Source organism: Lewinella sp. IMCC34191 (genome assembly GCF_003390935.1).
Taxonomy (GTDB): domain Bacteria; phylum Bacteroidota; class Bacteroidia; order Chitinophagales; family Saprospiraceae; genus Neolewinella.
Window position 1 is genome coordinate 202,032 of sequence record NZ_QNQZ01000010.1, and the last position, 21,633, is coordinate 223,664.

Below are 21,633 nucleotides of genomic sequence, written 5' to 3' on the forward strand. Positions count from 1 at the left end.
TCTGTGAAGAATATTACCGAATTTATACATTTCGTTGCTTCTAATATCTAAGTAATCCTTACTTTTGGTTAAACAAGGACCCACACCCATACACGTTATGACTCAAATTGACTTCTTCGCCCAGTTCAATCAGCAATCGACGCTTCTGCATTCGTTTGCGTATAATCTTACCAAGAACTCGGAAGATGCCAAGGACCTGTATCAGGAAACGGCATTTCGGGCGATTACCAACCGCGATAAATTTCGGCAGGGTACCAACCTCAAGGCCTGGCTTTTTACCATCATGAAGAACATCTTCATCAATAATTACCGGAAGAAGGTGAAGGCCAATACCATCATGGATAATACGGACAACCTGTATTACCTGAACTCCGGATCCCATTCGATCGAAAACGATGCCGACAGCAATATCCTGATCAAGGAACTGACGGAAATTATCGATGACCTTGACGATTCCACCCGTATCCCCTTCCTTATGCACTATCAGGGCTTCAAATACCAGGAGATAGCGGACCACCTTACCCTTCCACTTGGTACGGTAAAGAGCCGGATCTTTTTCGCTCGCAAGGACCTAAAGGCGCAGATCGCCCGCCAGTACGGAAAGCTCCGTGAAAAATAAACAGTGTCAGTGTAGCCTTATTTTAAACCCCAGTTTATACCGGCCCGCCAAAACATATTGGCGGGCCGCCGTTTTTTCCAGCATGCCCGCACTCGATTGGACCTTTTTTCGATCGTCACTTCTCCATTGGTACGACCCAGCGCGACGCCCAATGCCCTGGAAGGCCGTACGGGACCCATACGCGGTATGGCTTAGCGAGATTATTCTGCAACAGACCCGGGTCGCCCAGGGTATGCCCTACTACGAGCGCTTCGTCGAAACCTACCCTACCGTCACCGATCTGGCACGAGCCGAGGATGACGCCGTCATGAAGCTTTGGGAGGGATTGGGATATTATTCCCGGGCCAGAAATCTACTGCGGGCCGCGCGTATGGTAGCCAATGATCATGCCGGGCATTTTCCGGACACTTACGAGGAGCTGCTTTCCCTGCCTGGCGTAGGCCCCTACACCGCGGCGGCTATTGCTTCCTTCGCTTTCGATCGCCAGGTCGCCGTTCTGGACGGCAACGTTTACCGCGTGCTTGCCCGGTACGCGGGAGACGCAACTCCCACCGACGGTAGTCGTGGACGAAAACATTTTCAGGACCTGGTCGATGCCGCTATGGGCGATACTCCCGCCGCGGCATTCAATCAGGCCATCATGGATTTTGGTGCGCTCGTTTGTACGCCCCGGAACGCCGCCTGTGCTGCCTGCCCGCTGTCCGCTAAGTGCGTCGCATTAAATACCGACCGGGTGTACGATCTCCCCGTCAAGGCAAAAGCCGTAGCCCGGCGCACCCGTCATTTTCACTACTTGGTGGTAGAGGACCGGGGGCACGTCCTGCTACAGCAACGAACGGAGAAGGACATTTGGCAAAATCTTTATGAGTTCCCCCTCATCGAGGCGGATCGGACTGCCCTGCGGGTAGAACAACTTATCGCTTTGCCAGCATGGCCCGATTGGCTGCCGCCATCACGAATTACTCCAGAAGGTCGGAGTACGATTTATCGACAAATCCTTTCGCACCAGACCATTCTAGCCGTCTTTCACCGAATCAAATGTGAAGCCCCTATCGAGTTCCCGGAGCATTTGGTACGTGTCGACCGCCAGGCACGATCGCTATATGCCCTGCCACGCGTGATTAATCGGTACCTGGAAGAGAAGGCCCTTACGCTCGATCTATAGACACAAATTGTTTTAAAACAAGCGAATTTCCGTGTGCTGCCGGTCCATCTTGCGTAGCTTTGCCTCAAATCCGGAAACATGATAAATAAAGTGACCCTCGTCGGTCGGCTAGGTGCCGACCCGGAAATCCGTACCCTGGGCAGCGGGGTGATGGTGGCTAAGTTCAGCGTGGCTACCTCTGAAAGCTATAAAGACCGGTCGGGGCAGTGGCAGGAGGAAACCCAATGGCACGACGTCGTTCTCTGGCGTAACCTGGCCGAAAGAGCCCAGCAGAGCCTGCGGAAGGGATCGATGATCTACCTGGACGGAAAGCTTACCCACCGTAAATGGCAGGACAAAGAGGGAAATCCGCGAAAGACCACCGAGGTGGTCGGTGCCTTCTTCCGCAGTCTGGACGGTAAGCGAGAAATCGACGAGCGGTATTCTTCTTCCGCCGATAATGAGTCACCGGAATCGAGCCAACAAACCTCGGCCGGCGGCTCCAGTATGGAGGCCGAAGAGGACCTGCCGTTCTAGGTACCCCGGGCCGCGTTGCAAATCCTATCTTTGTGGTCCTCGAACCGCAACTGTTGGACGCAATTGAAGCCCTTTCATCTATCCTTCCCGGCATGCTCCTCCTTAGCTACGCTATGGAGCTGCTGCTAGGCCTTATCGTGATCTCGATCTTGCTGCTGATGTCCGGCCTGGTATCGGGTTCGGAAGTAGCCTTCTTCTCCCTGACGGCCAACGACTACGAAGAGCTCGAACAGGAGGGCAACCCCGCGCGGGAAACCCTGTATGAGTTGCGCGACAAACCCCGACTGTTACTGGCTACGATTCTGATTGCCAACAACTTCATCAACATTGCCATCGTCCTGGTTTCGGAGATCATCCTCCGAAAGGTATTCCCGGAATCTCTCTTTGCCAGCTGGGCACGCGCCATTCGGGGTAGCCTGTCCTTTATGGAACGCTTTACCGAGGAAGGACTCAGCAACGCCATTGGCTTCGCGATCACCATCATCGGAGTGACCTTCCTCCTGGTGCTGTTCGGTGAGGTCGCCCCCAAAGTATACGCCAGCTACAACAAGAAGTCGCTCGCCATCGCCATGGCGCGGCCAATCGACGTGATGATGCGGGCTTTCCACCCTCTGGCATCCAGTCTCGTGCAGGGTGCGGGTTTCATCGAGCGCCGGCTGGAAAACCATACCATGGACGCGGCCGCCGCCAGCCAGGAGGACATTGACGAAGCCATCGACCTGACCGTCAATTCCGATGACAGTGGTGAGGATCACCCCCGTCAGGACGTCGATATTCTCAAGCGCATCGTCAAGTTCAACAACGTAACCGTGCGTCAGATCATGCGGGCCCGGGGTGACGTGATCGCCGTGGAAAATAAGATCGGCTACCACGAACTACGGGATGTCATCCGGGAATCGAGCTATAGCCGCATTCCCGTCTTCGAAGAAGACTTCGACAAGGTGAAGGGCCTGCTGTACGTAAAGGACCTGCTCGGGCACCGCCACGAGCCGGAAGATTTCGATTGGGTACGATTGGTCCGTGAGGACATCCTTTTCGTTCCGGAAAACAAAAAGATCAGCGATCTCCTAAAGGAATTTCAGACCGAAAAGACGCACATGGCCATCGTAGTCGACGAATACGGAGGTACGGAAGGGATCGTCACCCTCGAAGATGTTCTCGAAGAGGTCATTGGCGACATCCACGATGAATTCGACGAGAACGAAGAGATCGTTTACCAACGCATCGACGATCTGAACTACGTCTTCGACGGTAAGACCATGCTCAACGATGTCTACCGCCTCCTGGAATTGCCCGACAGTACCTTCACCCCCGTTAAGGGCGAAGCGGAATCCCTCGCCGGTTTATTATTGGAAATACTGGGTCGCTTACCCGAAGTCGGTGAGGAGATCGTCTTTAACAATTACCGATTCCAGGTGATGGCGGTCAATAAGCGCCGCATCGAGGAGGTACTGCTGACCCTCCCGGAACCCACCGAAGACGAAAGCCAGACCGAGCAGTAACCAGAGGCAGCTATGTACGGAAATGAAGAACAGCGGCAGCTCTACGCCCGCTCCAAACAATATCTCGAAGGCAAGGTCAACCTCACCCCGGAAGATCAACTCCCGGAATTACGTATGCTCCTGCGCTACCACGAATGGCGCTACTACGTACAGGACGACCCGGTGCTCAGTGACTTTGAATACGATAGCCTGTTCAAGCTACTGGAAGCAAGGGAGGAAAAAAACCCCGCCCTGGTAACCCCCGACAGCCCCACCCAGCGCGTAGGCAGTGACTTGACCGGAGATTTCTCCAGTGTCCCCCACCTCACGCCCATGCTAAGCCTGGGCAATAGCTACAATGCCGACGACCTCGCGGAATTCGACCGGCAGGTGAAGCGGATGCTGAATATGGACGAAGGCGAAGCGCTGGCCTACGCCGTGGAACCGAAGTTCGACGGCGGCACCATTGCCCTGGTCTACGAAAACGACCGGCTCGTACGGGCCGCCACCCGCGGCAACGGCGTGCTGGGCGAAGAGATTACCCACAACGCTCGCGTCATTAAATCCATTCCGCTCACCGCCCGCTTCAGCAAGTACGGGCTGCATCGCGTGGAGCTGCGGGGAGAGGTCATCATCCGCAAGGACCGGTTTCAGCGCATGAATGCCTGGCGCGCCGAAGCCGGGCTTACCCTTTTTGCCAACCCCCGGAACACGGCCACCGGCGGGCTACGCATGAAATCCCCGACGGAGGTAGCCGATCGCAATCTCGAGGCCTTTATCTATAGCTTCGGTTACGGAACCGACGCGGAAGGGAACGATGCCGTCCAGGCACTCGGCACCCACACCGAAGCCCTCAATATCCTGGCCACCCTGGGCTTCAAGGTACCGGTGATGGGGTATGAGCGGACCCGAACCGAAACGATCGCGGGAGCTTCGACCTTCTGCACCGATTGGGAGGCCAAGCGGGAAGCGTACCCCTACGAGATTGACGGGATGGTCGTTAAGGTGGATGACCTGGCCCTGCAGGAACGCGCCGGATACACCAGCCACCATCCGCGCTGGGCCATCGCCTACAAGTTCGCGGCCAAGCAGGCTACGACCACCCTGCTGAACGTCGAATACCAGGTGGGCAAGATCGGAACCATTACCCCGGTCGCCAAGACCGAGCCGGTCGCCCTGGCCGGTGTCATGATCAGCAGCGTTTCCCTCCACAACGAAGACTTTATACGGGAAAAGGACCTGCGCCTCGGCGATAAAGTCCTGCTCGAACGGGCCGGCGATGTCATCCCCTACATCGTCAAGCCGCTGGAAGAACTACGCGACGGTAGCGAACGGCCCATCGAATGGCCGGTCACTTGCCCCATCAACCAGACAGCGGAGGCCGTACCGCTGGTCCGCGCCGCCGGCGAAGCGGCCTGGCGTTGCCCGGTCTGCGTATGTGGCGCGCAAAACCTCCAACGCATCATCTTCCACGTCTCCAAAGCGGCCATGGATATCGACGGCATGGGACGCCGCTACGTCGAACAGTTTTACGAACTCGGCTGGCTAAAGACCATCGTGGACGTATACCGCCTGCCCTACGCCGAAATAGCAAACCTGGAAGGCTTCGGCCAGCGCTCCGCCGACAACCTCCGCCAGAGTGTGGAAACCGCCAAGCAAAATCCGCTCTGGCGCCTGCTTCACGGTCTGAGCATTCACCACCTCGGCAAAAAGGCCAGCCAGCTCATCGCCCAAAACGTAGAGCACATCCTTGACCTGGCGGACTGGTCCGAAGAGCAATTCCTCCATATCAAGGATATCGGCCCCACCGTTGCCACCAACGTGGCCGAATACTTCGCCAACCCCATCCACCTCGAACAGCTCCGGGAACTCGAACAGCTCGGCGTGAACGTCCGCCCCACCGAGGAGGACCGTCCCGCCCCCACCGTAACCGAAGGCCCGTTCGTAGAAAAGAGCATGCTCTTCACCGGCAGCCTCCAGCAAATGAGCCGCAAGGAGGCCCAGGAACGCGCCAAGGCCGCCGGCGCCCGCATCGTTTCCGCCGTCAGCGGAAAGCTCGACATCCTGGTCGTCGGAGAAAAACCCGGCTCCAAACTGAAAAAGGCCCAGGCGCTCGAAACGATCCAAATCATGACGGAGGAGGAGTTTTTGGCTTTGGCCGGGTCGTGAGTTAGGGGTTGTCAGTTGTCGGTTCGCGAGTTGCACTCGCGGTATACCCGGGCGCAGCGAGGGGCAAATGTCCGCCACCCCGCACCCCGCCACAACAAACCCACACCTACCCCGCCCCGTTACATTCAATAAAAATCATGGCCCAAACCTCCTTCAATGACCTCATCAACGGGGATAAGCCCGTCCTGATCGATTTCTTCGCCACCTGGTGCGGCCCCTGTCACGCTTACTCGCCCATCCTCAAAGAGCTGAAAGAAGAGCTCGGCGACGAGATGCGCCTCGTCAAGATCGACGTGGACCGCAACCCGGAGATCACCCAGAAACTCGGCGTGCAAGCCATGCCCACCACCATGATTTTTCACAAGGGGGACCTTAAATTCCGTGCCGCGGGCGTTCAGAGTCCGCAGACCCTCCGGGATGAGCTCGCCAAACTGAGCTGATCCATTCGCGGGGGAATTGCATAAATTGCGCTCCCCCGTATGAATGCATCCCTCAGTCCACTGGCTATCCTCGGTATCGTCGCGATCTATTTCGCGGTTCTGGTACTGGTTTCCTTTCTTACCAGTGGCAAGGAAAGCGACAACAGCGATTTCTTCCTCGCCGGCCGCAAGTCCGCCTGGCCGCTCGTTGCGATCGGCATGGTCGGATCCAGCCTGTCGGGGGTGACCTTTATCAGCATCCCGGGAGCCGTAGGGGCCGGTGGCGTCAACCAGGCCTTCAGCTATATGCAAGTCGTGATGGGCTACCTGCTGGGGTATTTCGTCATTGCCGTGGTGCTGCTACCGCTGTATTACCGCATGGGCCTAACGAGTATTTACGAGTACCTCCAGTCCCGCATCGGCTGGCACGGTTACAAGATCGGGTCCTTTTACTTCCTGCTGTCGCGGACCATCGGCGCCGCTTTCCGGCTCTTTCTGGTTGCCATCGTCCTCCAACGCTTCGTGGCTGCGCCGATCGGCATTCCCTTCTCGGTAACCGTAGCGGCCACCATCCTGCTCATCTGGCTGTACACCTTTCGGGGCGGCATCAAGACGATCATCATCACCGACACGTTGCAGACGGTATGTATGCTGTCTGCGGCCGCCATCACGGTCGTCTACATCGGTAACGCACTGGAAACCGACATGGGCGGCATGGTTCGCCTCATCCGGCAAAGTGACTACAGCCAGTGGTTCTTCTTCGAAGGAGGCTGGACCGACCCCAATAACTTCTTCAAGCAATTCCTGAGCGGCGCCCTCATCACCATCGTGATGACCGGCCTCGACCAGGACATGATGCAAAAGAACCTGAGCATGCCCAACTTCCGGGATGCCCAGAAGAATATGTTCGCCTTTAGCATCGTGCTCTTCTTCGCCAACATGCTTTTCCTGGGATTGGGTGCCCTGCTCTACATCTACGCCTCCACCGTGGGCCTGACCATTCCTCCGACTTCGGATCTCCTTTACCCCACGATCGCACTGGTTAATCTGCCCGCCGTAGCCGGCGTCCTTTTCGTTCTCGGCGTGGTGGCCGCGGCCTATTCGAGTGCGGACAGCGCCCTGACCGCGCTGACCACCTCCTTCTGCGTAGACTTTCTCGGTATGCGGGAGCATGAGGGCGGCGGAGCGCAGGTAGAAACCCCGTCGGAAACCGGACGCAAAGTCACCTCTCCCAAACGGCAACGACTGCTGGTCCACTCCGGCTTCAGCCTCCTGCTCTTCCTCGTGATTATGGGTTTCGAACTGATCAACAACCAGGCGGTAATCAACGACCTCTTCAAGGCCGCCGGATATACCTACGGCCCCCTGCTCGGTCTGTTCAGCTTTGGCCTCCTCACGAATTTCCGCGTCCGGGAAACCATCACGATCGGGAATACCCAATTTCCCGCCCTAATCGTGGTTTGCCTGCTGGCTCCCGTCATTTCCATTCTCGTCGACCGCTACTCCGCAGAATTGCTCGGTGGCTTCGAGTTTGGCTTCCTGATTCTTGCCTTTAATGGGTTGCTCACCTTCATCGGTCTGGTGGCGCTGAGCGAGTCGCCGGAAGAAATGGATCCTGACCTGCTGGACCCCAGCACCACTGCCTGATCGGCCGGCGAAGCCTTTTCTTTTGTCGCATCCGATACCCGCGAGGAATTTAGCTACCGGTTTTCGCAGGACTTTATCAGTTGCTGGGTGACGGTGACCTGCTTACCTTGTGCCCTTTAACCAGCACCCTTTAAACCATGAGTCAAATTCGAGCCGCCATTACGGGAGTACAGGGCTACGTACCCGATTATGTACTAACCAATGATGAACTGGCTACGATCGTCGACACCAACGACGAATGGATAACCAGCCGCACCGGCATCAAAGAGCGGCACATCCTCAAGGGAGAGGGCAAGGGTACCTCAGTCATGGTCGTCGAGGCATTGAAGGGCTTGCTGAAAAAGACCAACACCAATCCGGACGACGTAGAGCTGGTCATCTGTGCAACGGTTACCGGCGATAGCATCTTCCCGGATACGGCCAATGTTTCCGCCCACCGGGCCGGCATAAATAATGCGTTCGGTTTCGATGTCAGTGCCGCCTGTAGTGGCTTCCTGTATGCCCTGACCGTTGGCGCTAAATTTATCGAGGCGGGGCAACACAAAAAAGTGATCGTCGTAGGAGCCGATAAGATGTCGTCCATTATCGACTATACCGACCGGACAACCTGCGTCATCTTCGGCGACGGGGGCGGAGCCGTCATGCTCGAACCGACTACCGATGGCGACGGCTTCGTGGATTACCGCCACTACGGTGACGGGAGCGGGGAAGAATTTCTCTACCTGGTAGCCGGTGGCTCCCGTAAACCCTCCACGGTCGACACCATCATGGCCCGGGAACATTTCGTGCGCCAGAACGGACGCCCCGTTTTCAAGGCGGCGGTCAAGGGGATGTCGGAAGTAGTGACGGAAGTCATGCAACGTAATAACCTCACGGCCGATACGGTCGACTGGCTCGTACCCCACCAGGCGAATATCCGAATCATCGACACCGTAAGCAAAATGGTCAATTTCCCGCGGGAAAAGGTAATGGTCAATATTCATAAATACGGGAACACAACGGCGGGCACCTTACCGCTGTGCCTCTGGGATTATGAGCCACAGCTTAAAAAGGGGGATAACCTGATCCTGACGGCGTTTGGTGGCGGATTTACCTGGGGAGCCCTCTACCTCCGCTGGGCGTACGACGGTAGCGCGGTCGGGAAGTAGACGTTCCCACCTGCCGGGGGTTAGAGAATTGGGCGGCATTAAACAAGCGGCACGGATATTCAATTAGGTATAAAAGGCGCACATCGAAAGAAGCGGTGTGTTTCTATTTTAGCCTACCTAACCCCGTGGCCCTATGAGTAAAAGCGACGACCTAAAGCGCAGCGGCTTGCTTGACCAGTACGTGCTGGGCCTCCTGGGCCAGGAGCGTACCGCGGAGGTAGAACAGATGATCGAAGAAGATCCGGAGCTCGGTCGCGAGGTGTCGCGTATTCGCCAGGAGTTGAATGCGTACGCGGACATGCGGGAGATCGCGCCTCCGCCCGGCAACCGGCAACCCCGTACCGCCGAGGATTTCCGTGACTTGGACCACGAAGTCATCACCGCGATGATGGAACACAATCATTCGCTTAATATCTGGCGATACGTCCTCATGGCTACCTGCCTGGTCCTTATCGGCGTGGCGGGTTACCTGTTCCGGCTGAAGGAGGACGTGCGGGGCGAACTCGTCACCGAGCGGGCACTGCACGCGCAGGACGTAGCCAGCCACCGCCGGGACATGGAAAGAGGCCGGGCTATGCTGACCACGGCGACGCACGACTGGGAGAATTTAACATCTTTTAATCAGGCCGTGGATTCCGGAATGTTACACATTCACGTGCTCGACGGTGCGGGGATTGCCCTGGTTGATTTGTCCGACATTACGCCTCCCGGCCAGGGGCGAGCCTATTACCTCTACAGTGGAGATCTGAACAGCCTTTCCGAGCCTGAAATAGTCACCGGACGACAGTTAAATGGCCTGTATGTTATACCCTTTGAAGGGTCAGAACCGACATTACGGATTTACGAGTGGGAAGCCGGCCAGATGGGGCCGCCTCAGCTTGAAGATCAGGCGCTTGCGATAATTAAGTTACCATAAAATAAATTCCTTGCCTGACAGTTTGGAAATAGAGACGTAATTATGTTTATTGCGCTCGTCGGTCGAGAGGCGATCATTTTATTCTCCCGACCCGAATTTCAGCCTTCTTAATTCTGTTCATTTTACCCATCATCTCTCAAATGTTGCCTTCATGACGATACTGTACGTACTCATGGCCGCCTGTGCGCTCGGCGGTGGCCTAAGCCTCACTTCAGCTCTTCTCGACGGATCCCGTCACTTTTAGCTTCCGTAGTCAAGCTTATGTCAGCCTAAAATTCCATTCCATCTCCCTTCAAAACCAACCAAAAATTTAAACGGTTGTCGGCCACGCCGGCAACCGTTTTGTTTTGTACGACGGGGTTACCTTTGAGAATACCGTATCCTGACTTTCCTCCGTGCAACCCCTTATCCCCCCCTTCATACAGCAAAGGCTTCTGGCCAAAGAGTTGCACAGCGACCTGGAGGCCTTTACCCTGAACATCGACCTGTCGGGCTTTACCCCCCTGACCGAATCGCTCATGAAACAGGGTTTGAGCGGGGCGGAGCAACTTTCCGTGGTGCTGAACGAGGTATTCGAACCCCTGGTGGCGCTGGTGTACGCCTCCGGTGGCTTTATACCCTATTTCGCTGGTGACGCCTTCACGGCCGTTTTCCCCATCGCCGTCAATCGTACGCATGCCATGCATCTGCTGCGGACCGCGGAAAAGGCCAGGCAGCTATTTCAGGAGCGCGGTAATGAATTCGGTAGCTTTAAGATCGGGATAAAGGCCGGTGTGGCCGCGGGCACCGTGAGCTACGGCATAGTGGGGGAGGAACTTCGGGCCTTTTATTTCCGGGGGCAGGCAATCGATGCGGCCGCGAAATGCCAGACCCTTGCCGGCGAGCAGGAGATCGTTATCGATAACTACGTCCACAGCCTGATCGAAGGCCGACTCGTCTATACCGAGGAAATAGACGCGGAAGCCTACCGCATCCTCAGCGATATCGCCACCGGTAGCGAGGCGGAAGTGCCGCCCCTGGAACTGCCTTCGATCGACCCCGACATTGCTATTGCCTTCCTCCCGCCGGAAGTGGTGCGGTACGACCAGGCCGGGGAGTTCCGGACCGTCGTTTCCTGTTTCCTTTCCTTCGATGCCGTGCGCAGCCACCAGGAACTGGATCGCTTCGCCACCGTTGTCCTCAACCAGGTAAAGGATTTTGGAGGGTACTTCAAGGAGGTCGATTACGGGGATAAGGGTGCCCTGATGGTAATCTTCTTCGGTGCCCCCGTTTCGTACGAGAATAACGTGGCCCGCGCCGTAGAATTTGCGCTGGTGGTCCAGCACGAATTACAGGTACTTAGCAAAGGTGAGCAGCACCGCTTTCGGTTTCGGATGGGGATGACCGTCGGTACGGCCTTTACCGGTATTGTCGGCGGCGTGGAGCGGGCCCAGTACGCATGCGTAGGTAACCGGGTCAACCTGGCTGCCCGGATCATGGCGGCAGCCGACTGGCAGGATGTGCTGGTGGACGAAGAGATTGCGGCGAACCCCCAGTTCCGCTTTCTACCTAAGGGCGATATTCAATATAAAGGCATCATGGACGCGGTGCCGACCTACGCCCTGGAGGGCCGGCAGCAGAGCCTCGGTAAACCCGATTACGGTGGCAAACCGATAGGCCGCGAACGGGAGATCGAGCGTATGCTGGAATTCATCGAGCCCCTCCGTCAGGGCGAATTCGTCGGCATCGCCTACGTCTTCGGGGAAGCCGGGATCGGTAAGAGTCGGCTGACCCACGAGGTACGTCGCCGGATCAATGAGGAGTATACGACCAACTGGCTGCTCGGAAGCTGCGATCAGATCCTTCGCAAACCCTTTAATCCCTTCGTCTACCTGCTGCAACGCATGTTCCGGCAGAGTATCGATCTGTCTTCCGAACAGAACCTGCGCCGGTTTGAATTCCGGTTGAGCCGCCTCCGGCAGGCGCTCCTGCGAAGAAACGTGCCCGAGGCAAAGGAACTGGCCAGGGAGCTTGATCGCACCGAATCCATCATAGCCGCCCAGTTGGGTATCGTCCGCCCGGACACCCTCTACACCCGCCTGGACGCACAGGGTCGGTACCAGAACACCATCGACGCAATTGTCAGCCTGATCATGGCGGAGTGCCTGTTGCAGCCTACCGTCCTGGAGCTGGAAGACGTTCACTGGATCGACGACGACAGCCGGGCGATCGTCAAGGAACTACTACGGCGCGGCCACGACCTGCCGTTACTGGTACTGGCCACGGCACGCCCCGACGACGACGGCCACTACCCCAGGCTGATCGGTGAAAACTTCCGCGACCGGCACGGAGTCAAGGAATTTTCCGTGGAGATCGCGGGCCTGGAAGCAAAAGCGGTTCGGGAGTTCGCCGAAGCTACCCTCGGAGATCCCGTTTCCGAAGACACCCTCGAAACGCTGTTGCGGGCCACCAACAGTAACCCCTTCTACCTGGAGCAAATTCTGGAGTACTTCCGGGAGGGACAGCTACTGACCAAAAAGGACGATGGCTTGCTCCACCTCAGCGACGAAAGTATTCAGCTATCCACGAGCATTACCTCCATCCTTACCGCCCGGATCGACCGTCTTTCGGATATGGTTCGGGAAACGGTGAAGGCCGCCGCGGTTATCGGCCGGGAATTCGACGTACCCATTCTCACCGAAGTCATGCGCTCGGAGGCCGGCTTCACCGGCACCGATAATATGATGAAGGATTTGCAGGAGCAGATCCAGGTCGCCGAACGAGGACAAATATGGAGCGCGATGAACGAATTGCGCTACATTTTCAAGCACAGTCTCCTTCGCGAGGCCGTCTACGGCATGCAGCTCACCACCCGACTGCAACAGCTCCATCGGCAAATCGCCGCCGCCATTGAAAAGATCTACGCCGATAGTATCGAGGAACGCTACGTCGATCTGGCTTTTCACTACGAGCAGAGCGGGGAAGCCGAAAAGACCATCGAGTTCCTCAACAAGGCAGCCAGTTACGCCCGCGCCAACTACCAGAATCAGCAGGCCCTGGATCTGTACCAGCGGCTCATCAAAAAGATGAGTCAGCAACCGCAGGAGGACGTCACGGTCAACATATACCTTAATCAAGGGAGCGTCTGCGAAATCGTCGGCAAATGGGAGGAGGCTCAGCTGGCCTACGAGGAGGCCCAGCGTATAGCGAAGTCCAGCCGGGACGTGATCCTGCTCGGGCGGACAAACAATGCGCTCGGTCATTTACATACCCTCAAAGGCGACTACGAGCTCGCCATGGAGTACCTCAAGACGGCAGCCGGCCTCTTCGAATCCGTAGACGACATGTTCGGTATCGCGAAGGCATACAGCAACATGGGGAACCTGTTTTTCCGGACCAATCATTACGACCGGGCGCTAAACTACTACAAGCTTTCTTTGGAAAGCGGACTCAGCCAGGCCGGCACTACGACCTCCGCCAGCACGATCAGCCACCTCGGGCTTACGTACATGAACCTGGGCGAATACGCCGAGGCCATCTCCGTGATCAAGGAGCAAATCCCCCGTCACGAAGCCAGCCGGGACAGCATGGGCCTGGCCACCCTGCACACCAATCTGGGTATCGTTTATTTCGAAAGCGGTGACTACGATCTCTCGCTGGAGCACCACCATAAGGGCATTAAACTCGCGCGGGAACTGGGCAACCGGCGGTTGCAGGCTATCGGGATTGGCAGCCTGGGTAGCATTAATGAACGGCAGGGTAACTACGAAGACGCCCTGAATCTTTTCGAGCAGGACCTGAAGATGTGCTACGAATTGGGCGACCGCCAGGGCATAGCCGTCACCGAAGGACTGATCGGAGACATCAACAGCGTGCTCGGTAACTTCACCAAGGCCATCAGCCACCTGGACCGCTGTCTCTCCATCAGCAGCGACCTCGGTTACCGTAAAGGGGTGGCCAAAGCGGTGAATACGCTCGGAGATATTTACTACCTGCAGGGGGAATACGACCTGTCGCTCAAATACTACAATCAGGCCATCGACATCGCCCGGACGACCAATAACCGCCTGGTTTTGGGTGCCAGCCTGTATGAGAAGGGACAGGTGCTCCTGGCCGACAATCAACTCGACGAGCTGCGCGTAGTCGAGCAGGAAGCTCTCGACGTAGCCGAAGACCTGGGGAATCCAGACGTCCTATTCGGGGCGAAACTGCTGCACGCCCGGTGCCTGATGGCTTACGACACACACAATTATGATAAAGCCCGTGCCGTAATTGATGGCCTATTGACCAGCGAACACCTTACCAAGGAGCAGGATGCGGAAGCCCACCTCACGGCCTACCGCATCAGCGGACAGCAGGATGAAAAGGCGCGGACCCGGGCACTGAACTTATACGAGGAGCTCTACACCGATACCCGGAAGTATGTGTACGATTTCTACCTCAGCATGCTCCGCACCGGAGACGAGCGGGAACTCGATCCGAATAAAGCCTAGCGCTTCGACCGTTGATAAACGAGCCGCGAGCTAGTTGCCACCGCCCAGGATCAGCGGTAAACCGCCGCTACCGGCGTCACCAACCACGACCACCTTGCTGTTCGGCGACTTGGCAAGCTCGAGCGTAGCTTCGATGCCCTTGTCGCGCAGGATATTCTCGGATAAGCTGGCGGTAAGGATACGGTTGGCATCGGCCTTGGCCTGGGCTTCGATCAGGCGGCGTTCGGCTTCCTGCTTCTCGCGGGTAAGGATGTATTCATACTTAAGTGAAGCCTGCTCGGCTTCCAGCTTCTCCTCGATGGCGGTACGCACCTTGTCCGGCAGTTCGATATCGCGGATCAGGATCGCGCGCAAGTCGATGTAGTTGGCGGCGAGGGTACTCGATAGCTCCTCGGTGATCAGGGTCTGTACCTCGTCCCGTTTGGTCGAGTAGAGTTCCTCCGGGGTAAACTTACCAATGACCTGTCGAACGCTGGAACGAATTTCGGGGCGAACCAAACGCTCCACGTAATCCTTGGCAAAGGTCTCATGAAGGAGGGGCACCTGCCCGAAGTTGGGGCGAATACGGGCGGTAACGTCCAGGCGAATGTTCAATCCGTTGCTGGATAGAACCTCCATCTGTTCCTCCAACTGTCGTTCGCGTACCTCGTAGACGTACATCGTGTTCCAGGGGGCAACGACGTGAAAGCCCGGAGCGAATACCGTCTCCTTCTCCAATCCCTCGAAGGGCCGGAACAGGACGCCCCGCTCACCGGAATCGATGGTAACGAAGGTTGCACTACTCAGGACGATAAGCACGACCACGGTAAAGAAACCGAGAATGCCCCAAGTCATTAATTTTTTCTGATCCATTTTCTAATTGATTGATTCTCTGACCATTTAGTGTAAGATGGTCATTATACCAACACGGTGTCTCCACTTTTAGATGTATCTGCTGGCTGACTCGATCAGCGTTGCGCATTGGATACGAAATAGAGCGCCGCGGCAAAGAAAAGGATGTTGGGCATCCACATACCGAGCCATACGGGCAGGTCGGCGCTGGAGCTGATGGTCGAGGCAAATCGACTGAGAAAAACGAATAACGCGCCCATGAAAATACCCCCGGCCAGCTGCACCCCGATGCCGCCCCGCACCTTCCGGCCCGCCACGGAGAGCCCGATCAGCGTCAAAATGAAAATGGTAAAGGGTTCGGCGGAACGTCGCGCCAGTTCGACCTGGTATTTCCGGATGTTCCCTGCCCCGCGTTGCTGCTGGTTGCGCAGCTGTCGAATCAGTTCCGGCGTCGTCAGGGCGGACTGCTGCTCCCGGTACTCCACGAAGTCCTCCGGGCGCAGGTTCAGTACCGTATCCAGCGTCATTCGGCTTCCTACCTCGATCGTTTCCTCCAGCCCGTCGAAGGTGCGCGTTTCGTAGTTGTCCAGCCTCCAGATGTCCGGGTCGCCCTTTACGAAGCGGGCCGTACGGGCCTTGGTCAGGCTCACGAGCTCGTTATCCACGATGTGCTCGATCCGGAAGTTTCGCGCCGCGCTATCGCGTTTGTTGTAATGGGTCATGTACACTTTCGTATCCGGGGCTACGAAAAAGTGGACGTTCGTGGTTTTCCCCTCGTCGCGTCCCCGGTTGAAGTACACCCTTTCCAGTTCCGCCCGGTGGGCATTGGCCCAGGGCACAACGAAGTGGATGCCCGCCAGATACAACAAGAACAGGAAGCCGGAAGAAATCAGGTACGGTCGCATCAGTCGCCAAAAGCTTACGCCGGCGTTGAGGATGCTGATGATCTCGGAATTGTCCGCCATCCGCCCGGTGAAAAAGATCACGGCGATCAGCGTGAGCATGGGCCACAGAAACCCCAGGATGAATACCAGGAAAGTCGGGAAGTACTCGAAGATGATGATCTGCTTCGTGATGTCCGACTCGATGAATCGCTCGATCTTTTCGCTGAAGTCGACGATCATGCTCACCATCGAGAAAATGAGCACCACGAAAAAGAAGGTGCGCAAAAACTTACCGATGATGTACCAATCCAGTTTTTTCATGCGGGGCCTGGGGGCCATTTAAAGGATCCGGTCGCTTCCGCTTCCGGATCGGTAGTTACGCCTGCGGCGTGGGTAGACGATCCGCTTGCTTCGCTCGCGGATCGGTAGGCGGGGCTGCGGCCCTCCCTTCCTCGAAGGTTACTTTTGGGTGAGGAGTCGTTTCACCGTGTCGGCAACCTGCTTTCCGTCTGCGCGGCCGGCTACGCGGGCGTTGGCCTGTCCCATGACCCGGCCCATGTCGCGCATGGACGTAGCACCGGTTTCGTCGATCACCTCCTTAACGATGGCTTCCAACTTTTCGTCTGACAGCTGCTCGGGCAGGTAGCGGCTAATCACTTCGACCTCTTCGCGTTCCGGCTTGGCCAGGTCCTCGCGACCCTGCTCTTCGTAGATGCTTATGCTTTCCTGTCGACTCTTGACCAGTTTCTGCAGCAGGGCGATCTCGCCGGCTTCGTCCAGCTCCGTACCGCTACCGTCTGTCTTTTGCAGCAGGATAGCATTCTTGATGGCGCGGATTCCGCGCAGTGCAGCCTGATCCTTGGCGCGCATGGCATCTTTGAGGTCGGGGGTGATGCGGTCTTGTAAAGACATTTAGCAATGATTAGATGGACCTGTGGTCCTGGTTAGAGCGGCTTTGCCGCGGTAGAGGACCCGGTTGCTGCGCTTCCGGGTCGGTAGACGGGCCCTTCGGTCCCGGGTAGAAGAAACGTTGCGAGATGCCGGTTTGGTTGCGCCCTTTTCTACCTGCGCTCCGCCGCCCTTATTTATGACGTTTGCGCAGCACGTCCCGCACTTCCTCGAGCGTATAGCCTTTGGCGGCCAGCAGGACGAGATAGTGATACATCAGGTCGGCCGCTTCGTTCAGAAACAGGTCCTTGTCGTTATCCTTGGCCTCGATGACGAGCTCTACGGCTTCCTCCCCCACCTTCTGGGCTACCTTATTGATGCCCCGCTGGAGGAGGGAGGTGGTATAGCTGCTCTCGCTGGGGTTGTCGCGGCGGTCCTGGATCGTCCGCTCGAGGTGATCGAGAAAGTCGCCCTTGTTTTCCTGGTCCCAACAGGTATCGGAGCCGGTATGACAAACGGGCCCGGCGGGGATGGCCTGAATGAGCAGGGAGTCGCGGTCGCAGTCGGCATCGGCCCGCACGAAGGTGAGAAAGTTGCCGGATGTTTCACCCTTTGTCCACAGTCGCTGCTTACTTCGGCTGTAGAAAGTAACCTTTCCGGATTTCAGGGTATGAACCAGTGCCTCGGCGTTCATGTAGCCCTGCATGAGGACCACGCGGGTCGTGTTATCCTGCACTATGGCCGGAAGCAGCCCGTTAGTTTCCGGGAACGTTAATGCCGCGATATTTTCCAGTTCTACTTTCATCTCACCTTACTGACTAAGTTTCAAAACCCTTTTCTGATGTACGAATCTTCTCCTACCCTCGACGATAATTACGGCAGCGGAGCGAGCCTCAGCACCCAAGACGCCGCAAACCTACGGAAAGCCGGCAAGTGGGCCCGCTTTATTGCCATTTTCAGCATGGCCGCGTTAGGCCTGGTCCTCCTTGGGATGATCGTCGGTGGATCTACTCTGCTGGTCAGCATGGGTCTGGGAGACGGAGCCGGCGCGGGCATGATGGTAGCGTTTGTCTTCTACGGCGCTTTCATCCTCTTCGCGCTCTATATGCTCTATCTCCAGTACAAATTCGGTAGCCAAGCCATGCAGGCCGTCGATAATCACGACGGTGCGGCCATGTCCGAAAGCCTGGCTGCACTGAGCCGCTACTACAAAATTTACGGCATCATCATGCTGGTATACCTGGCGCTGATGACGATCGGTATCGTCTTCGCCGTCATTGGCGGTGCTTTTGCTGCCTTTGGCTAGGCTTAGGGGGAACTACTACGGCGGTGAATGCGACGGAAAGAAAACCTTATCTTTTCGAACTCAATTAGCACCCTCCCCACTATGTACGAAAACACCGACCCCTTAGACGACCGCTACGGCAGTGGTACCGCCCTGCTGCCACCGGAGGGCAGCGAAAATCTCCGAAAAGCCGGAAAATGGGGACGCTTCCTCGGTATCGTCTCCATGGTTTCCATTGGCATCGGAATTATCCTCATGCTGCTCTTCGGCGGCACGGCCATGACCATGGCCGGGATGGGCGGTGAAACCGGCAATCCCTTCGCGGCGGTCATACTGCCGGTGATACTGTTCTACGGCATCTTCTTCGCTATCATGCTGTACCTGGCTTACCTACTCTACAACTTCGGCGCCCAGGCCATGCAGGCCGTCGACCGGGGGGATCAGGCGGCAATGACCACCTCGTTCGCTTCCCTGGGTAAACTGTTGAAAATTCTCGGTATTCTGACCATCATTCAGCTGGCCTTCATGGCGCTCTCGGTCGCCATTTTCCTGTTTTCCGGCGCGGCCGCCTTATTGGGTTAATCTACCGGGCGAACGGCTACCCCCTCTCCGGCCAGATAGGTCTTCAGGTCCGCGATTTCCACTTCCCCGAAGTGGAAGATGCTGGCCGCCAGTCCGGCGTCGGCCTTGCCCGTCGTGAACACATCGGCAAAGTGCTCCTTGTTTCCCGCGCCGCCACTGGCGATGATGGGAATGCTGAGCCGGTCGCTCATTTCGGCCAGCGCCTCGTTGGCGAAGCCGGCCTTGGTTCCGTCGTGATCCATGCTGGTGAAGAGGATCTCCCCGGCCCCGCGCTCCTGGGCTTCGGTCACCCAGTCGAATAACTTATGCTCGGTCTTGATCCGCCCGCCGTTGAGGTGGACGTACCACTCCCCACCCTCAGCAACGCGGGCGTCCACGGCCACGACCACGAATTGCTTCCCAAAGGCGTAGGCCAGTTCGTCAATTAACTCCGGTCGGCGTACGGCGGCGGAATTGATGCTCACTTTATCGGCTCCCGCGTCGAGCAGCACGTCTACGTCCTTCAGCTCCCGAATTCCCCCGCCGATGGTGAAGGGTATATTGAGGTGGCGGGCAATGTCGCGGGCGAGGTCGGCCAGCGTACGGCGGCGCTCGTGGGTGGCGGTGATGTCCAAAAAGACCAGCTCGTCGGCCCCGGCCTGGCTGTATTTGGCGCCCAGTTCCACCGGATCACCGGCATCGCGGAGGTTGACGAAGTTGACCCCCTTTACGGTACGGCCGTCCTTGATGTCCAGACAGGGAATGATACGTTTCGCCAGCAAGGGTAGAAAAATTTGAATCGGGATAACGCGATGCCCGACGGATAAGTTTTTTGGGGCGGCGGAGCGCAGGTAAGGTATCCGTGGAGAAAATCGGGTGAAAATAGGCACCGAAAGTCACTTCTTTCGCTCCCCGGACAAGATTGCTTCCGCTTTTGCCGTTGGGGAACATGTATCAGGCGCTTTTCATGAGTGCCGTCTCTCATACAGTAAACCTTCTCGCTCAGATCCTTATGTTTCGAGCCCTTCTACTCCCGGGTAGTCTGCTACTGAGCTGTCTGCTATCCGCTCAGCATTTCGACCCCGTCACCGTGGTATGCACCGATGGACCCTTCGTCCTGCAGGCCCCCGTTTCCGACGACGACCTCTCCACTTACGAGTGGGAGATCAGCTACGATGGTCAGCAAAGCTGGCAGTCGGCGCGCGTCTACACTTCCAGCATTACCCTCGAGCCGCCGCGTTCCGGTATCAGCTACCGTTTCCGCTACGGCCGGGCCGATAGTTGCAACACCGCCGGCGACTGCCGCCGGGTCACCGATCCGACCCTGATCAACGTGGCCATCCCCACCAGCAGTCAGGCGGACACGATCTGTATGCGGGATACCCTTTTCGTAGGAACGGAAGCGCTCACCCGAACCGGTGATTACCGTACGGTACTCCGGACCGCCGATGGCTGCGACAGCATCGTAAACACCTCACTCACCGTGCGGCCGGCTCCGGATGAATTCTACTTCGTGAATCTTTGCCCGGGAGAGCGCTTCCGCGGCCAGGCCTTCACTCACGATACCCTACTGGTCGAACGGTACCAGACCGAGGCGGGCTGCGACAGCATCCTAAATTTCGAGATCAAGGTATCGTTCTCCGACGACGACCTGGCGATTGCCGGCAGTGACTATGTCTGCCGGGGAGGGCAGACCAGCCTCAAAGTGAATCAGGGCATGGCCAGCTACGCCTGGTCCGACGGAAGCACGGAAGGCGAGATCAGCGTTGACAAAGGCGGCCTTTACCGCGTCACCGTCACCGATTTCCAGGGGTGTACGATGGAACTCGAACACAACCTGACGCTGTCGGAAGTAGACATCGTGACCGTCGATCCCGCCGGCACCGTATGCGAAGGGTCGGCTACGGGAAGCATCGGCGTCATCGCTTCGGGGGACGGTCCCCTTCAGTATGGCCTGTCGGGCTCGGATAGCCTGAGCCAGGAGGGCGTCTTCGAAGAGCTTACCGCCGGTGATTACGGCGTGCGGGTGGTGAACGCCCACGGCTGCGTGGCGGAAGCAACGACCACCGTGCCCGACGCCGGCGAACTCTACCTGTTCACCCCTGGCAAGACCTCGGCGCAGATCGCGTTCGGCGACAGCGTGCGGCTGCCACTGGCTCCCAACTTTGCCTACGACAGCCTATACTGGACCCCGGCACCCGGCCTGGATTGTCCTGACTGCCCGACCGTGTTCGTCGACCCGCCCTTCACCCAGGAGTACGTCGTTGAAGCGACCTCTCCGGAAGGTTGCCGGGTAACGGAAAGCTTCCGCGTAATCGTCATGGAAGTGAAGGACACGTACGCACCTACCGCTTTCAGCCCGAACGGCGACGGCAACAACGACCGGTGGCAACTCACGGTCGGTAAGCGCGTCGAGTTCGTGGAAAACCTGCGCGTCTACGACCGCTGGGGCCAGCTCCACATGCTCCGCGATGGCAAGCTCCCCTACTACGACGAACAGCTGAGCTGGGACGGCACCCATTTCGGCAAGGACGTCAAACCCGGCACCTACATCTACGTCGCCACGCTCCACCTCAATCAGGGCCGTACCGAACAGATCAGCGGCGTCATCACGCTGATCCGCTAACCTAAC

At 57.4% G+C, this 21,633-nt stretch carries 18 protein-coding genes; 13 read left to right on the forward strand and 5 right to left on the reverse strand.

Going from position 1 to position 21,633, the window contains the following annotated elements; genetic code table 11:
• Positions 1–97: 97 nt before the first annotated feature.
• From DRW39_RS18310 to DRW39_RS18355, 10 genes are all read left to right on the forward strand, one after another.
• On the forward strand, positions 98–619 hold the full coding sequence (locus DRW39_RS18310) for an RNA polymerase sigma factor (RefSeq protein WP_116108530.1): 522 nt from the start codon (positions 98–100) through the stop codon (positions 617–619).
• Positions 620–701: 82 nt separating this feature from the next.
• On the forward strand, positions 702–1,784 hold the full coding sequence (gene mutY / locus DRW39_RS18315) for an A/G-specific adenine glycosylase (RefSeq protein ID WP_116108531.1): 1,083 nt from the start codon (positions 702–704) through the stop codon (positions 1,782–1,784).
• Between the two features lie 78 nt (positions 1,785–1,862).
• The gene (locus DRW39_RS18320) at positions 1,863–2,300 is read left to right on the forward strand and encodes a single-stranded DNA-binding protein (protein WP_116108532.1); all 438 of its coding nucleotides are present in this window, start codon (positions 1,863–1,865) and stop codon (positions 2,298–2,300) included.
• A gap of 92 nt (positions 2,301–2,392) precedes the next feature.
• Positions 2,393–3,802 carry a gliding motility-associated protein GldE gene (gene gldE, locus DRW39_RS18325; protein ID WP_232830188.1) on the forward strand — a complete coding sequence of 470 codons (1,410 nt, stop codon included), beginning with the start codon at positions 2,393–2,395 and terminating at the stop codon, positions 3,800–3,802.
• Positions 3,803–3,814: 12 nt separating this feature from the next.
• Positions 3,815–5,950: an NAD-dependent DNA ligase LigA gene (gene ligA, locus DRW39_RS18330; protein WP_116108534.1), complete on the forward strand. Its 2,136-nt coding sequence runs from the start codon at positions 3,815–3,817 to the stop codon at positions 5,948–5,950.
• A 137-nt stretch (positions 5,951–6,087) separates the two neighbouring features.
• Positions 6,088–6,390, forward strand: coding sequence for a thioredoxin (gene trxA, locus DRW39_RS18335; RefSeq protein WP_116108535.1), 303 nt, complete (start codon positions 6,088–6,090; stop codon positions 6,388–6,390).
• Between the two features lie 39 nt (positions 6,391–6,429).
• Entirely contained in the window at positions 6,430–8,016 is a 1,587-nt protein-coding gene (locus DRW39_RS18340; RefSeq protein WP_116108536.1) for a sodium:solute symporter, read from the forward strand.
• 137 nt (positions 8,017–8,153) lie between these two features.
• The gene (locus DRW39_RS18345; RefSeq protein WP_116108537.1) at positions 8,154–9,164 is read left to right on the forward strand and encodes a beta-ketoacyl-ACP synthase III; all 1,011 of its coding nucleotides are present in this window, start codon (positions 8,154–8,156) and stop codon (positions 9,162–9,164) included.
• 133 nt (positions 9,165–9,297) lie between these two features.
• Entirely contained in the window at positions 9,298–10,080 is a 783-nt protein-coding gene (locus DRW39_RS18350) for a hypothetical protein (RefSeq protein ID WP_116108538.1), read from the forward strand.
• Between the two features lie 395 nt (positions 10,081–10,475).
• Complete coding sequence (locus tag DRW39_RS18355) at positions 10,476–14,552, forward strand: tetratricopeptide repeat protein (RefSeq protein WP_116108539.1); 4,077 nt, start codon at positions 10,476–10,478, stop codon at positions 14,550–14,552.
• A 30-nt stretch (positions 14,553–14,582) separates the two neighbouring features.
• Here the strand turns inward: DRW39_RS18355 and DRW39_RS18360 are convergent, their stop codons facing one another.
• From DRW39_RS18360 to hisIE, 4 genes are all read right to left on the reverse strand, one after another.
• On the reverse strand, positions 14,583–15,386 hold the full coding sequence (locus DRW39_RS18360) for a prohibitin family protein (RefSeq protein WP_232830189.1): 804 nt from the start codon (positions 15,384–15,386) through the stop codon (positions 14,583–14,585).
• A 113-nt stretch (positions 15,387–15,499) separates the two neighbouring features.
• Positions 15,500–16,588: an LptF/LptG family permease gene (locus DRW39_RS18365; RefSeq protein ID WP_116108541.1), complete on the reverse strand. Its 1,089-nt coding sequence runs from the start codon at positions 16,586–16,588 to the stop codon at positions 15,500–15,502.
• Positions 16,589–16,726: 138 nt separating this feature from the next.
• Positions 16,727–17,179, reverse strand: coding sequence for a GatB/YqeY domain-containing protein (locus DRW39_RS18370; protein ID WP_116108542.1), 453 nt, complete (start codon positions 17,177–17,179; stop codon positions 16,727–16,729).
• Between the two features lie 169 nt (positions 17,180–17,348).
• Entirely contained in the window at positions 17,349–17,960 is a 612-nt protein-coding gene (gene hisIE / locus DRW39_RS18375; RefSeq protein WP_116108543.1) for a bifunctional phosphoribosyl-AMP cyclohydrolase/phosphoribosyl-ATP diphosphatase HisIE, read from the reverse strand.
• A gap of 36 nt (positions 17,961–17,996) precedes the next feature.
• Here hisIE and DRW39_RS18380 point away from each other — a divergent pair, with 36 nt between their 5' ends.
• Both DRW39_RS18380 and DRW39_RS18385 read left to right on the forward strand, forming a co-directional pair.
• Positions 17,997–18,461 carry a hypothetical protein gene (locus DRW39_RS18380; protein ID WP_116108544.1) on the forward strand — a complete coding sequence of 155 codons (465 nt, stop codon included), beginning with the start codon at positions 17,997–17,999 and terminating at the stop codon, positions 18,459–18,461.
• An 81-nt stretch (positions 18,462–18,542) separates the two neighbouring features.
• Entirely contained in the window at positions 18,543–19,022 is a 480-nt protein-coding gene (locus DRW39_RS18385; RefSeq protein WP_116108545.1) for a DUF5362 family protein, read from the forward strand.
• Here DRW39_RS18385 and hisF read toward each other — a convergent pair.
• Positions 19,019–19,783 (reverse strand): imidazole glycerol phosphate synthase subunit HisF, encoded by a 765-nt coding sequence (gene hisF / locus DRW39_RS18390; protein ID WP_116108546.1) that lies wholly within the window; start codon positions 19,781–19,783, stop codon positions 19,019–19,021. The genes DRW39_RS18385 and hisF overlap by 4 nt on opposite strands.
• Before the next feature lie 230 nt (positions 19,784–20,013).
• Between hisF and DRW39_RS18395 the strand changes: the two genes are divergently transcribed.
• Positions 20,014–21,627 carry a T9SS type B sorting domain-containing protein gene (locus DRW39_RS18395; protein ID WP_157976212.1) on the forward strand — a complete coding sequence of 538 codons (1,614 nt, stop codon included), beginning with the start codon at positions 20,014–20,016 and terminating at the stop codon, positions 21,625–21,627.
• Positions 21,628–21,633: the final 6 nt, after the last annotated feature.

Excerpts from the sequence above, each read along its gene's own strand:
- DRW39_RS18345 (WP_116108537.1), top strand. The coding sequence starts at position 8,154 with ATGAGTCAAATTCGAGCCGCCATTACGGGAGTACAGGGCTACGTACCC.
- DRW39_RS18310 (WP_116108530.1), top strand. The coding sequence starts at position 98 with ATGACTCAAATTGACTTCTTCGCCCAGTTCAATCAGCAATCGACGCTT.
- DRW39_RS18365 (WP_116108541.1), bottom strand. The coding sequence starts at position 16,588 with ATGAAAAAACTGGATTGGTACATCATCGGTAAGTTTTTGCGCACCTTC.
- gldE (WP_232830188.1), top strand. The coding sequence starts at position 2,393 with ATGCTCCTCCTTAGCTACGCTATGGAGCTGCTGCTAGGCCTTATCGTG.
- trxA (WP_116108535.1), top strand. The coding sequence starts at position 6,088 with ATGGCCCAAACCTCCTTCAATGACCTCATCAACGGGGATAAGCCCGTC.
- DRW39_RS18360 (WP_232830189.1), bottom strand. The coding sequence starts at position 15,386 with ATGACTTGGGGCATTCTCGGTTTCTTTACCGTGGTCGTGCTTATCGTC.
- mutY (WP_116108531.1), top strand. The coding sequence starts at position 702 with ATGCCCGCACTCGATTGGACCTTTTTTCGATCGTCACTTCTCCATTGG.
- DRW39_RS18385 (WP_116108545.1), top strand. The coding sequence starts at position 18,543 with ATGTACGAAAACACCGACCCCTTAGACGACCGCTACGGCAGTGGTACC.
- ligA (WP_116108534.1), top strand. The coding sequence starts at position 3,815 with ATGTACGGAAATGAAGAACAGCGGCAGCTCTACGCCCGCTCCAAACAA.
- hisIE (WP_116108543.1), bottom strand. The coding sequence starts at position 17,960 with ATGAAAGTAGAACTGGAAAATATCGCGGCATTAACGTTCCCGGAAACT.
- DRW39_RS18320 (WP_116108532.1), top strand. The coding sequence starts at position 1,863 with ATGATAAATAAAGTGACCCTCGTCGGTCGGCTAGGTGCCGACCCGGAA.
- DRW39_RS18380 (WP_116108544.1), top strand. The coding sequence starts at position 17,997 with ATGTACGAATCTTCTCCTACCCTCGACGATAATTACGGCAGCGGAGCG.
- DRW39_RS18370 (WP_116108542.1), bottom strand. The coding sequence starts at position 17,179 with ATGTCTTTACAAGACCGCATCACCCCCGACCTCAAAGATGCCATGCGC.
- DRW39_RS18350 (WP_116108538.1), top strand. The coding sequence starts at position 9,298 with ATGAGTAAAAGCGACGACCTAAAGCGCAGCGGCTTGCTTGACCAGTAC.
- DRW39_RS18395 (WP_157976212.1), top strand. The coding sequence starts at position 20,014 with ATGTTTCGAGCCCTTCTACTCCCGGGTAGTCTGCTACTGAGCTGTCTG.
- DRW39_RS18340 (WP_116108536.1), top strand. The coding sequence starts at position 6,430 with ATGAATGCATCCCTCAGTCCACTGGCTATCCTCGGTATCGTCGCGATC.